The organism is Nostoc sp. (assembly GCF_041747015.1).
GTDB lineage: Bacteria > Cyanobacteriota > Cyanobacteriia > Cyanobacteriales > Nostocaceae > Nostoc.
Window position 1 is genome coordinate 1 of sequence record NZ_JBGTFY010000112.1, and the last position, 11,973, is coordinate 11,973.

10 protein-coding genes and 4 tRNA genes are annotated in these 11,973 nt (G+C 41.3%); 8 read left to right on the plus strand and 6 right to left on the minus strand.

Features of this window, described 5'->3' with window-relative positions:
• The 6 genes from ACEW80_RS08740 to ACEW80_RS08765 form a co-directional block, all read left to right on the plus strand.
• On the plus strand, positions 1 to 393 hold a 393-nt coding region (locus tag ACEW80_RS08740; protein WP_373526216.1), incomplete at its 5' end, for a GNAT family N-acetyltransferase.
• A gap of 301 nt (positions 394 to 694) precedes the next feature.
• Positions 695 to 768 (plus strand) — tRNA-Pro (locus ACEW80_RS08745).
• 512 nt (positions 769 to 1,280) lie between these two features.
• Positions 1,281 to 2,090 (plus strand): Tic22 family protein, encoded by an 810-nt coding sequence (locus ACEW80_RS08750; RefSeq protein WP_373526217.1) that lies wholly within the window; start codon positions 1,281 to 1,283, stop codon positions 2,088 to 2,090.
• Positions 2,091 to 2,115: 25 nt separating this feature from the next.
• Positions 2,116 to 3,006 carry a peptide chain release factor N(5)-glutamine methyltransferase gene (prmC, locus tag ACEW80_RS08755; protein WP_373526218.1) on the plus strand — a complete coding sequence of 297 codons (891 nt, stop codon included), beginning with the start codon at positions 2,116 to 2,118 and terminating at the stop codon, positions 3,004 to 3,006.
• A gap of 352 nt (positions 3,007 to 3,358) precedes the next feature.
• Positions 3,359 to 3,958: an L-threonylcarbamoyladenylate synthase gene (locus ACEW80_RS08760; RefSeq protein ID WP_373526219.1), complete on the plus strand. Its 600-nt coding sequence runs from the start codon at positions 3,359 to 3,361 to the stop codon at positions 3,956 to 3,958.
• A 108-nt stretch (positions 3,959 to 4,066) separates the two neighbouring features.
• On the plus strand, positions 4,067 to 5,008 hold the full coding sequence (locus ACEW80_RS08765) for a sensor histidine kinase (RefSeq protein WP_373526220.1): 942 nt from the start codon (positions 4,067 to 4,069) through the stop codon (positions 5,006 to 5,008).
• 199 nt (positions 5,009 to 5,207) lie between these two features.
• Here ACEW80_RS08765 and ACEW80_RS08770 read toward each other — a convergent pair.
• From ACEW80_RS08770 to nadA, 3 genes are all read right to left on the minus strand, one after another.
• Positions 5,208 to 5,279 (minus strand) — tRNA-Thr (locus tag ACEW80_RS08770).
• A gap of 87 nt (positions 5,280 to 5,366) precedes the next feature.
• Positions 5,367 to 5,452 (minus strand) — tRNA-Tyr (locus ACEW80_RS08775).
• 129 nt (positions 5,453 to 5,581) lie between these two features.
• On the minus strand, positions 5,582 to 6,556 hold the full coding sequence (gene nadA / locus ACEW80_RS08780; protein WP_373526221.1) for a quinolinate synthase NadA: 975 nt from the start codon (positions 6,554 to 6,556) through the stop codon (positions 5,582 to 5,584).
• Between the two features lie 147 nt (positions 6,557 to 6,703).
• On the opposite strand from nadA, the gene ACEW80_RS08785 reads away from it, so the two are divergent.
• Positions 6,704 to 7,627 carry a TIGR04168 family protein gene (locus tag ACEW80_RS08785; protein ID WP_373526222.1) on the plus strand — a complete coding sequence of 308 codons (924 nt, stop codon included), beginning with the start codon at positions 6,704 to 6,706 and terminating at the stop codon, positions 7,625 to 7,627.
• 109 nt (positions 7,628 to 7,736) lie between these two features.
• Positions 7,737 to 7,821: transfer RNA gene (locus tag ACEW80_RS08790), tRNA-Ser, on the plus strand.
• A gap of 124 nt (positions 7,822 to 7,945) precedes the next feature.
• Here the strand turns inward: ACEW80_RS08790 and ACEW80_RS08795 are convergent.
• The 3 genes from ACEW80_RS08795 to ACEW80_RS08805 form a co-directional block, all read right to left on the minus strand.
• Positions 7,946 to 9,631, minus strand: a complete 1,686-nt coding sequence (locus ACEW80_RS08795; protein WP_373526223.1) for a DUF1565 domain-containing protein — start codon at positions 9,629 to 9,631, stop codon at positions 7,946 to 7,948.
• Between the two features lie 507 nt (positions 9,632 to 10,138).
• A complete protein-coding gene (locus tag ACEW80_RS08800) occupies positions 10,139 to 10,360 on the minus strand; it encodes an addiction module protein (RefSeq protein ID WP_373526225.1) in 222 nt (73 codons plus the stop codon).
• A 756-nt stretch (positions 10,361 to 11,116) separates the two neighbouring features.
• Positions 11,117 to 11,749, minus strand: coding sequence for a Uma2 family endonuclease (locus ACEW80_RS08805; protein ID WP_373526224.1), 633 nt, complete (start codon positions 11,747 to 11,749; stop codon positions 11,117 to 11,119).
• Between the last annotated feature and the right edge of the window lie 224 nt (positions 11,750 to 11,973).

The following is an 11,973-nucleotide window of genomic DNA, read 5'->3' on the forward strand; positions in this document are numbered from 1 at the left end:
CGAGACATTGACCTATATGAGCTAGAAGAACTCTGTGATGCAGTTGGTTGGTCGCGTCGTCCTCTAAGAAAAGTGAAAAAAGCTATTGAGCATAGTTTTCTCGTCGCCTCAATGTGGCAGGTGAGAGGAAACCAAAAGCGGCTCATTGGTTTTGCCCGCGCTACCTCAGATCATGCATTTAATGCCACTATCTGGGATGTGGTGATTCACCCAGACTTCCAAAGTCAAGGACTGGGGAAGGCGCTGATGAAATACGTTCTCAAAAAACTTAGGAGTGAAGAAATTAGTAATGTCACTCTTTTTGCCGATCCTCATGTTGTAGATTTCTACCGAACTATGGGATTTATGGCTGATCCAGAGGGCATCAAAGGTATGTTTTGGTATCCTCACTAGCGCTCATTTAAATAAAATTCGATTCCACAAGAAATCAGGTAGAATTATAAAGATATATTGCTTGATGTGGTTTGGCAGGGTTTAAGCCGACAAAAAAACAAGTAATATGTCTTGTAAAATAAGTCGGCAGAAAAACTTTGTATAATTGTAACAATGTAATCTACGTAGTCTGATCATAAGATTAAAAAGATTAGGCATAAGCCGTGTCATGTGATATGATTGTTGAGTTGATACTTTTGGTGAAGCGCGATCGCTTTTACGGAAAGTTAAAACCAATTCCCAAAGAGTAAATATATCTAGCCGGGATGTAGCGCAGCTTGGTAGCGCGCCTGCTTTGGGAGCAGGATGCCGCAGGTTCAAATCCTGTCATCCCGATATAAAGATACTTTAATCATTGAGTAAGCTCCAGATATAGTAATGTATCTGGAGCTTACTCAATGATTAAAATTAAAATTTGCTGTTACTTTGTATAGATTTGAGGATATATTAAACCAATCGTAAATGGAACGATTGATTAAGTAATAACGTCACCTAATATTTAGAGAAAGTCAATAAAATACCATCTATCATGTCCACGGTTGGAGAGACTTTTAACTCTTTGAGAAGACATAGAATAGGTATCTACAGCATTTCGCGGTGAATAGTCAAGCCAAATCGACAAAAACACAACGCTAGCATAGTCAATTGCTAAAGGCAATACTATAACCCAAATAGTTCAGAAATATTGCGCTTTGAAAGTTCATTGTTAACAATAAACTAACATAATGAGTTTTTCACAAATAAATTTTCACAACTGAAATATATTGCTATATAACTGAAGCTAGTTGGTGCTGTGCAAATCCAACCATTTGTTTAATTTAATTGGACTATTAATGCGAGGAACAGTCATGAAATCATTTATTCGTTTGGGCGCAACACTGAGTATAGCTGGCAGTGTATTTTTGGCGGGACTTTCAGGAATAGGCAATTTACCAGGAATAGCCAATCTAGAAGCGATCGCATTGCCACAAGATCAGATAGTGAAAAAGCTACAAGAAGTACCCGTATTCACGCTCACTAATCCTAAGGGTGAATTCGTAGTTTTATCAAAGAAAAACGAATCTAAGAGTATTTCTCAAGTAGGATTTTTTATTAGCAAGCAAGATGCTCAAAAATTTCTTGACAATCGGCTGAAAAAAGAAAACCCCCAGTTGGCAAGCACGTTACAGGTTAGACCTTTGTCTCTGGCAGACTATTATAAAATAGTCCAAGAAAGCAAAAAGAAATCAGAATCTGTAATTTATACTCTAGTACCGACGCAACAACAGGTAGCTTCAGCAACGAGTATGCTGAATCAAAATGGTAAAAAAGGGCAGCAATTCACTGGTATTCCCTTATTTGTACCCAAGTTTAAGAAAGATAATAGCTATTTGACCATTCCTGTCCCCAAAGGCAATGAGCGGTATATCCCTTTCTTTTTTGAGAAAGAGCAAGCAATGGCTCTGTTAGACCAATTTAAAAAAGCCGTGCCCAAGGAAGCAGCCAATACTGAAATTCAGGTGGTAGATTTGTACGGTGTTCTGGAAGCTCTCAATAGCAGCAACGATCCTGGTATAAATAAAATTGTTCTGTATCCATCAAGAGAGTCGATCAATTTTATTCGATCGCTTACCCCGAATCAATCACCAGCTGCCAAGCCCCCCGCTCCGAAAAAATAACGGTTATTCACTCCCAGGTTGAGGTATGAGGGAGAAACATCTGATAGTTTCTGGTTTACAACTTTGGCAGTGGCGGAATGCAGCTCTTAAAGCAGCTCTCGCCACTAATGTCCCACCAGGAGAGGTTGATTGGCTCCTCCTTGAGGTAGCTGGGTTAGACCGCTTGGCACTGCGTTTGGAGTCTTTTAAAAACTGGCCGCAAATTCAGCTGCAATTGCCTTTAGAAGAGTTAGAGCATCTGTGGCAGAGGCGATTAAATGACCGCTTGCCAGTGCAGTACATTAGTGGAATTACACCTTGGCGTCAGTTTAAAATCGCAGTGTCGAGTGCGGTTTTGATTCCCAGACCAGAGACAGAGAGCTTAATTGATTTAGCTGTAGCATCTGCTAATGATGTGTCAGGACACTGGGCGGATTTGGGTACTGGGAGTGGAGCGATCGCACTAGGATTAGCCGATATCTTGCCAAAAGCAACAATTCATGCAGTTGATTACAGTTTAGAAGCTCTGGCGATCGCCCAAGCTAACGCTCATAATTTGGGTTTTGCTGACCGGATTGAATTTTATCAAGGTTTCTGGTGGGAGCCACTGGCATTGTTAAAAGGTCAGTTCAGTGGTATGGTATCGAACCCTCCCTATATACCCACCAGCATCTTACCTACCCTGCAACCAGAAGTAGTTAACCATGAACCACATATAGCTTTGGATGGTGGTATTGATGGCTTAGATTGCATCCGCCATTTGATAGAAATCTCCCCTAGCTATTTGCAACCTGGTGGCCTATGGCTAATTGAGATGATGGCAGGACAGGGGGATGCAGTGCGGGAACTTTTGCAAAATCAAGGTAGCTATTGTAAAATTCAAATTCACGCTGATCTAGCTGGAATTGAACGCTTTGCCCTTGCTTATGTGAATTGATGAGTGTTGAATTACTCTCGTTCAATGAGTAATTTCAACCGCCTCTGATTCGATAATGCTACTTTTATTTTCTATCTGAATAAGTGACAATTGCTTTAACCTTAACCTTATCCTTCACTGCATAGCCACTTTTGTGAGTCAACTGAAAAGCCAACTCAGAATTTTCTAAGTTTATCTTTCTTTACATAGTTCGGTTTTATTATGCCAACTTACTTAATGTGATTAATTTAATAATTCATTAATATCAATTTATCTTTGATTAGATTAATTGCTGGGAAGTCAATTCAGTAGCGACCTTGATTTCCAACAAGACTAATTTTAGCAAATTGATACAATTCTTTACATTAGCAAAATGACGCAAGTTTCCCTCGCCGACCTAGTAGCTGGCGCACGTGCTGGCTTCTTAGTGAGCTTTCCCACTGATACTGTTCCCGCACTTGCGGCGATACCAGAGAAAGCGCCACTAATTTTTGCGGCGAAGCAACGCAGTCAAGATAAACCTTTGATTTTGATGGCTGCCAATGCTGAGGATTTGTGGTTGTATGTCAAAGGTAGTGAGAAGGAGTATAATGTTTGGCAAGAATTAGCAGATAAATATTGGCCAGGAGGGTTGACTTTAGTTTTACCAGCGAGTCAACGCCTACCAAAAGTTATGAATCCCATCGACCCGACGACTATTGGCATCCGAGTACCAAACAGTGCGATCGCTCAAACTATTTTGACGCAAACAGGCCCCCTTGCCACTACTAGCGCCAATTTTTCTGGGCAGCCGCCCTTGCAAACGATGGCAGAAATTGCGGTTCAGTTTCCCCAGGTTATGACTCTAGCAACGACAGAATACCAGGGTGAAATGTTGGGGATGGGTGTACCTTCCACCGTTGCAAAATGGACAGGGATAAATTGGCAAATTTTGCGGCAAGGTGCGATCAAGTTAGATATTTCTTCTTCATAATCAAATATAGACCGCTATAATGTTGTTTTCCTGATTGGAACAACAGAGAAATCCAAAACTTTAGTTTGCGCTGTTGTGGTCAATTAACAAGTTAATAATTGCCAGATTATGAATTGGAGCAACTGGATATATCTAGGAGCAGGAATAGCACTAGGTATGATTTTCCGTCAGTTATTTGTGCGATGGCTACGCCCACAGCAGGCATCGTCAAACACTTCATCTAGCTCATTTCCAGTAGCGCCATTAGAGCAAGAGGATATGCCACGAATATCGCAACAGCTACAGCAAACGCAGTTGGCATATCAAATGGCAAGAGAAATGAGCCAGTTTAAAGCTGGTTTTTTGGCGCGGACTACCCATGAATTGCGATCGCCCCTGAATGGTCTAATTGGCTTGCATCAGTTAATTTTGTCGGATCTGTGTGAAGATCCAGCCGAAGAGCGAGAATTTATTGCCCAAGCTCAAGAGCGAACGCTGAAGCTACTCAAGCTGATGGACGAAATTCTTAACGTTGCTAGAACTGAACACGGTACCAATAAATTAGATATTCAACCCAGATCCTTAGCCCAAATTTTGGAGGAGGTTCATAACTTAACTTATATGCTGGCGAAAAATCGCAATTTTCCCTTGCAATTCTTACCCGCCGACCCAGAAATTTATGTTTGGGCAGATTACCTCTGGCTCCGCCAAATATTGATCAGTTTAATAGAGACTGCTATTACTCAGATGCAGGAAGGTAGCATCTGTATTTCTATCAGCACTGTGCCTACAAGTAATTTTGTAAACATTTGGCTGGATGTACCAACCTATGCCACACTCTGGAGTGAGCCGATTGATTTGATTAAATCTGAAGATCAGCCGATCCAGATTGACCAAAAGAACGCTGATTTTTCCCCAGGAATGAGGCTATTAATCAATCAGACTCTGGCAGAAGCTATGGGAGGAAAGTTAGAAATTCTGCCCTCTCCAATTACGAAGGAATCACTTCAGCAGTTTACCAGACTACAAATCTCTATCCCCCTAGTGATTCCTGAAACGGATCTTGTGTAGCAGTAATAAAACCAAGGTTATCTACGTCGTTTTCTAATTTAATCCGAATTTAGCCTCAAAACAGCACTTTTCAACTCTTCTCAGTTTTTTACTACTATCACAGGATATGAGCTAATTCGACAGATAGCGATCGCATAACCTCCAGTCACACTCCAATGAACGTGACATTTATTTGGCGTTAACTATCTATTATGCAAAAAGCCCGTGACGAGGATTGAACTCGTGACCTCACCCTTACCAAGGGTGTGCTCTACCACTGAGCCACACGGGCAAAAGACAATTTTGATTTTTTAGTTGTAAGTTAAAATGCTGGGAGTTTTGCTCTTTACCCAGCCATTATAACTTATAACTTCGTAAGTGGTGGGCCGGGCTGGATTTGAACCAGCGTAGGCGCTAGCCAACGGATTTACAGTCCGTCTCCATTAACCACTCGGACACCGACCCAATTTGTCTCACGATTTTAAATATTAGCATCATCTTTTATAAATTGCAAGTCAAGTGTTTATAAAAAATAAATGGTTGGTAGAAACGCCACAAAACCGCGTCTCTACCATAATGGATAAAAAATACTAACTACACGCTCATCTCCAACATTCGTTGCATTGGTCGCAGTGCGGCAAGACGGATATCTTCTGACATGGTAATTTCGGGAGTGCGATTTTTCATTGCCCAGTAGAGCTTTTCTAGAGTATTTAACCGCATAAACGGACATTCGTTACAGGCGCAGTTATTCATCGGTGGGGCAGGAATAAAAAGCTTGTCAGGAGCTAGTTTTTGCATTTGGTGAATGATTCCCGGCTCTGTGGCAACGATAAATTCTTTAGCCTTGCTATTTTGACAATATTTGAGTAAGGCGGCTGTGGAGCCAATAAAGCTGGCGTGGCGCAATACATTACTTTCACATTCTGGGTGGGCGATCGCCTCTGCTTCTGGGTGAGCAATTTTTAGCTGGACAATTTTCTTTTCTGAAAAGGTTTCATGGACAACACAGCTACCTTGCCATAGCACCAAATCTCGTCCAGCCTGTTCCATGACATACCGCCCCAAGTTCCGATCTGGAGCAAAAATAATCGGCTGTTCCTGCGGTATTTGCTGGACAATTTTCACAGCATTGGAACTAGTACAAATAATATCGCTCATCGCCTTAATCTCAGCAGAGCAGTTGATGTAAGACACCACCAGATGATTTGGATGCTCTGCTTTAAAAGCTGCAAACGCCTCTGGTGGACAACTGTCTGCTAAAGAACAACCAGCATTCAAATCTGGTAAAAGTACTAATTTATCAGGATTAAGTATCTTTGCTGTCTCTGCCATGAAGTGAACACCAGCAAAGACGATCACATCCGCATTGGTCTTTTCTGCGGCTTTGGCCAATTGTAATGAATCCCCAATAAAATCTGCAATATCCTGAATATCTGGCTCTTGATAATAATGTGCAAGGATAACTGCATTGAGTTCTTTTTTGAGACTCTCAATGGCAGCAAACAAATCTAGTGGTAGGCCACCTGGTTCGATTTTGTCTTGTTGAGCTAGTGCAGTGGTAAACACAATTAGGGGCTCTAATTTGTAAATTTTTGTTCCGTGGAATCAATTATAGTAGTTTTTACCAAAAATAGTGGACAGTTGATATCCTGAGATTATGTCCAAATCGGGCTGAGTTTCCTATGCTGGTAGATAGACGGCAAGGAAAGTGGCATGACCAGTCAGAAAACTCAATCGATAATAACCCTGAAAATTGCTGTAGTTGGAGATGTTCACGACCAATGGGAAGTAGAAGATGGTGTTGCACTCAAGCATCTGGGTGTTGACTTAGTGCTGTTCGTGGGGGATTTTGGCAATGAGTCGGTGGAAGTAGTCAGAGCGATCGCCTCTCTCGATATTCCCAAAGCAGCAGTAATGGGCAACCACGATGCCTGGTACACTGCTACCGAATGGGGACGTAAAAAGGCTCCTTATGACCGTTCCAAGGAAGACTGGGTACAACAACAGCTCGATTTATTAGGCTCGTCCCATGTCGGTTACGGTAAGCTGGATTTTCCGGCTGGGAATTTAACTGTAGTGGGGGGTCGTCCTTTTACCTGGGGTGGACCAGAGTGGAAATATGCAGAAATCTGTCACGAACGTTATGGTGTGACGAGTCTAGAAGAATCTGCCGATCGCATCGTCAAAGTGGTAAAAAGCGCGGCTTACGAGACGATTATATTTTTGGGTCACAATGGTCCTAGTGGGTTAGGCGATCGCCCCGAAGACCCTTGTGGCAAAGACTGGCATCCAATTGGCGGTGACTTTGGCGACCCAGATTTTGGCGAGGCGATTTCTCAGGCTCTGACTGCTGGTAAAACCATTCCTCTGGTAACATTTGGTCATATGCACCGAACTCTGCGCCATACCAAAAAGGTGCTACGAAAACCCGTCTTTAGAAGTCCAGAGGGGATAATTTACTTGAATGCAGCCAGTGTACCCAGAATTGTAGAAAATGGCAGCGATAAACTGCGTAATTTTTCCATTGTCTCCCTAGAGGCGGGTGTGGTTTCCCAAGTTTCCCTAATTTGGGTAGGCAATGACTTCAATGTGGCATCAGAGGAAATTTTGTACGAGCGATCGCGTAGTGTGTTGTAGACATTCGCATCTAGTAGTGCAACCTGTGTAGATGATAAGATATAGTATGATCTGTCAGCTTCTGCACTACCCGACAAATGTATGGTTGGCACAAGCTAGACAGTTTATTGGAGAGGTGGCAGAGTGGTCGATCGCGTCCGACTTGAAATCGGATGAACCGAAAGGTTCCGGGAGTTCGAATCTCCCCCTCTCCGTTGAAAGTTCAAAGTTAGTTGGACAATCAAACTTGGCTTGCTGCTTTTGCAGATAGGTCTAATACTAGAAGCGCCAGACTGGTAATTTGTTAGTCTGGCGCTTTTAATTTGCTCTCTTCAGGGTTTACTGAACTGTCACCAAATAAGATGAAGGAATTGGTTGAACACGTCCAGCATTGACGAGTGCTTGGTAAACAAAAGCAGCAACTTCGGCTCTAGTCGCCTGACGATTAGGATTGAGTTGCTTCGCTGTCGGATAGTTGATTACTAATTGCCGTACAGTTGCAGCCGCAACAGGAGCGATCGCATAATTAGGAATCTGGGCAGCATCTGTGTAAAAGGAAACGACTTTTGGATCATTGGCAGTTAAGCCCAAACCATTTGCTAAAGCTACTAACGCCTGCACTCTCGGAATTTGCTGTTGTGGCTTAAAAGTGCCATCAGGATAACCAGAAACAAATTGACTCTGATAGGCAGATTGAATTGCAGCGTTAGCCCAGAAACTACTTGCTACATCCTTAAACTTAATACCTGCGCGTTTAACTGGTGGTGTCAGAGCTTTAGTGATAATAGTGGCGAATTGAGCGCGGGTAACAGGTTCATTAGGTTTAAAGCTGCCATCAGGAAAGCCAGCAATAATATTTTGGGAAGCCAAAGCTTCGATGTAGACTTTTGCCCAGTATCCTGTTGGCACATCCTTAAAGGCGACAGCACCTCCAGGGGGTACGTCAACAGTTGCGGCCACAAAATCTACTGAGCCAAAAATCCGTTTCTGATCAATATCGTTGCCAACAGCGAGGATTTTACCGGTTTTAGTGGCGTTGTTCAGGTCATAACGAGTGTTATTTCGGATGAGATTGCCACCAGGACTTTCGTTGGTGCCAAGATCGGGTAAAGCATTAACAGTTGCTATTATTCCATCCCGCTTATTATTTTGGATTACATTCTTACGCAATACGGGCTTGGCTAACTCTGAGATAAAAAGACCATCTTGGTTTTCGACGATTTGGTTTTCCACAATTAGAGGTGTGGAAGTGCCACCGATCGCTAGACCAAAACCAGTATCCTGAAATAAGTTACCCCGAATTTCTCCTTGGGCAGATTTAGTAACTGAAATCCCGTTGCCTTTGTTTTGCACAAAGAGGTTATTTTCAATTTTGGGATTGCCTGTACCCGTGACAAAAACGCCCTCTCTGACACTGTTAGTAAAAGTACTGTTTTTGATAACGGGATTAGTTGACTCCACCCACACACCAGTACCCCGCCCATTTGGGTTGGTAACAGTGACACCGTTGATCGTTGTATCTTGGTCAGCAAGGATGGTAATGTCCTGTCTGGCAAAGAAGCGACTAGTGTAGAAACCTCCACCTGTAATCAATATCGCCTGACCTTTAGTAGCTTCATCACCCCGCAGTGTTACCCCTGGTTTAAGCAAGAGGGGGAAGCTTTCACCACTTTCCTGGTTGTAATTCCCAGGTGCTAATTGAATAACTGCACCTGATTGGGCTTGACTGAGAGCGAAACTGATGCTCTTGTAGGGTGCAGCTGAGGTTGTACCAGTACCAGGATTGTCTGTACCAGTTGCTGGATTAACGTAAATAACTGTTGCCGTTGCGGGAGCTTGCGCTATGAGAGTTGGGACGATGCCTGCTGAGTGAGTAGCACCAGCATTGACCTCAAGCATTGACCCACTAGAAACAACGAACAAAGCCGTTAGTCCGGCTCCCATGCGTAAAGTATATTTGAGATGACTACTAGAAAGAAAGCGAAAATTTTTCGCTGAAGAAATGTGAAAACCCCGATATTTCATTTTTTGCGTCTGTGATGTACTAAATTACGGTGTTGAACAAGGTTGAAGGTAGCAGCCTTGTAGCTACTGAAAACCCATGCAAAACTATACTGGATGATTAGCACTTATTGAGCTAAATTCCTTAGATAGATCACAGAACTTATACATTATCTAATATTAAAGCTTTGCACCTGTGTACTTAGTTGCAAGTACTTCCTGCTTCCGTACTCAGCGAGAAGTCGAGCTAGTTACTTAGGCGGGTTTTCCAATTTGGGTGAACTTGCCTAGTAATCCTCACACGTCTAAGAGAAATAATACTGGGTTAGGGGGTGAGGGTGCGATCGCTTTGATCATACTGTTACTAATGATTTACTTTGAGAACAGGAATCATATAGCAATCTTAAATGAGTTATAAAAATTATTTCTTAAACGAACCGCAGAGACGCAGAGGACACAGAGAGGAGAATCAAGAGAGTTTTTTACAAGTTATTTAGAACTGCTATAGATGACTAATTATTAACTGATAGCTCATTCAGATAAACCTAGTCTTTGCTTGACGGATTGCCAGTTTGAACCTTGGTTTGCGTTTTGGCGATGCATTTCCAAGCGTCGATCTAATTCTTGTTTTTGCTCATCGTTGAGAGGAACTTCATCAGGTGTGTTAAGAATGCTGTCCCATAAGTCCTCGGCAAGCTGTATACGTTCAGATACACTTAGTTCGGAAATATCGAATTTTAATATGGGGTGCATGGTTGTTGTTAAAGAGTTGGATACGCGTTCGCTGTCTGACTGCCCTTCCCAAGTAACTTCAATGCCAAGAGGAATACAGGATTTCTGTATTAATTCTAGATTTTTAATTCTACTTTTAGTACTGAATTTACCAAATAGGTGTAATCGCTTTGAATGGTGAGGGTAGTCTCGACCACGAACTATCAATTGACCTACTCCGTGAATCCAAGTTTTAACACTCTTGATTTCTATAATCTCCTTTTCAGTTAGAAGATCAATTAGTCCTGTGTTTGTTAGAACTTCTATTTCTCCACCAAGCTTTTTTTGTAGTCGCGTTTTAATCTCTTCTTCTCCTTGACGCTTTCTTTCTTTTTTACACCATTCTCTAAAATCATGTCCTACTATAGGATGAGCCATATAACAAGATTTTCCGGAAATTTCTTTTGTGGAAATTAATTTTTCAATCGGAATATTTGTTTCCTTACAAACCTTTTCCAAAAAAATCTTTGTTTGTTCATTCACTTTATAATGATGTATGTGTTCATTATAATGATGTGTGTGTTTTTTATAAATTTCAGATATTTCAGTTAAGTTAACATCTTCAATTTCTCTGTTACTTCTCATTTGTATAACCCTGTTTTAAGTAGTTCTAGTATTAGCTACTAGAAATGATACCACTGTTGAAAAGCTATCGCTATATCATAAATTGTAGTAATTTCCACACCTATCTTAGTTTGCAATGCAGACAATTATCTACAGTACAAATTACCTGATTAACTATCCTAATTTCTCCCGCACCCAAGTACGAAATGATTTGAGCAAAGCAATTTCTCCTATACTTTTACTCTGCTGAATAAATCTACTTATATCACTCACTGAAACTATAGGAAAAGCAATACTAAACTTAGACTCGACATATTGCCCCTCTATTAGCTGATAAAATTTCAAATTTTGCCCATCATATCTCCAAAGTTCAGTTACACCCAACGCTGAATAAATCCCCAATTTGTTAACTGAACTACTGGTAATGTCAATCTCAATTGCTAAGTCAGGCGGCGGATCATTTTCTAAATCTAAAGTTTGCTTACCCCTAATAGCTAGTTCATTCTGGATATAATAACAAGTATCTGGTTCTATTCCCCGCTTTGATATTTTCCGCTTCAATGTTGTAGAACCAGCGCGTCTAATTTCAATTCCTAATTCTTCAGCTAAAGCAATAATAAAATTACCAAAATTACTTTTGGGGTTTTCGTGTTCAAAAAATGGAGTCATGATTTCTAAAACACCGCAATCATAAGCAAACCGAGAACCTCTATCTTCACCTGTATCTCTTAACAAGGCTTCAAAGGTTTCCCAGCTAATGTTATGTAGCACTGTTCTTTGTTCACCAACCGTTGACTTGACAAGCATATTAAAATAATTCGTAATTCGTAATTCGTAATTCGTAATTAATTCATGATTTTAAGCTATCTTTCCACGCACCCAAGCGCTGAAGGATTGCACCAAATCAATTTCATCCATAGTTTTACTTTGCTGGATAAATCTATTCATTTCACTAACAGAAATTAGCGGAAAAGCAATACTCGACTTAATTTCAATATATTCGCTTGCTACAAGTTGATAAAATTTTAAAA

Coding starts and splice junctions, on each gene's coding strand:
- ACEW80_RS08750 (WP_373526217.1), top strand. CDS start 1,281: ATGAAATCATTTATTCGTTTGGGCGCAACACTGAGTATAGCTGGCAGT.
- prmC (WP_373526218.1), top strand. CDS start 2,116: ATGAGGGAGAAACATCTGATAGTTTCTGGTTTACAACTTTGGCAGTGG.
- ACEW80_RS08760 (WP_373526219.1), top strand. CDS start 3,359: ATGACGCAAGTTTCCCTCGCCGACCTAGTAGCTGGCGCACGTGCTGGC.
- ACEW80_RS08765 (WP_373526220.1), top strand. CDS start 4,067: ATGAATTGGAGCAACTGGATATATCTAGGAGCAGGAATAGCACTAGGT.
- ACEW80_RS08785 (WP_373526222.1), top strand. CDS start 6,704: ATGACCAGTCAGAAAACTCAATCGATAATAACCCTGAAAATTGCTGTA.
- ACEW80_RS08795 (WP_373526223.1), bottom strand. CDS start 9,631: ATGAAATATCGGGGTTTTCACATTTCTTCAGCGAAAAATTTTCGCTTT.
- ACEW80_RS08800 (WP_373526225.1), bottom strand. CDS start 10,360: ATGCACCCCATATTAAAATTCGATATTTCCGAACTAAGTGTATCTGAA.
- ACEW80_RS08805 (WP_373526224.1), bottom strand. CDS start 11,749: ATGCTTGTCAAGTCAACGGTTGGTGAACAAAGAACAGTGCTACATAAC.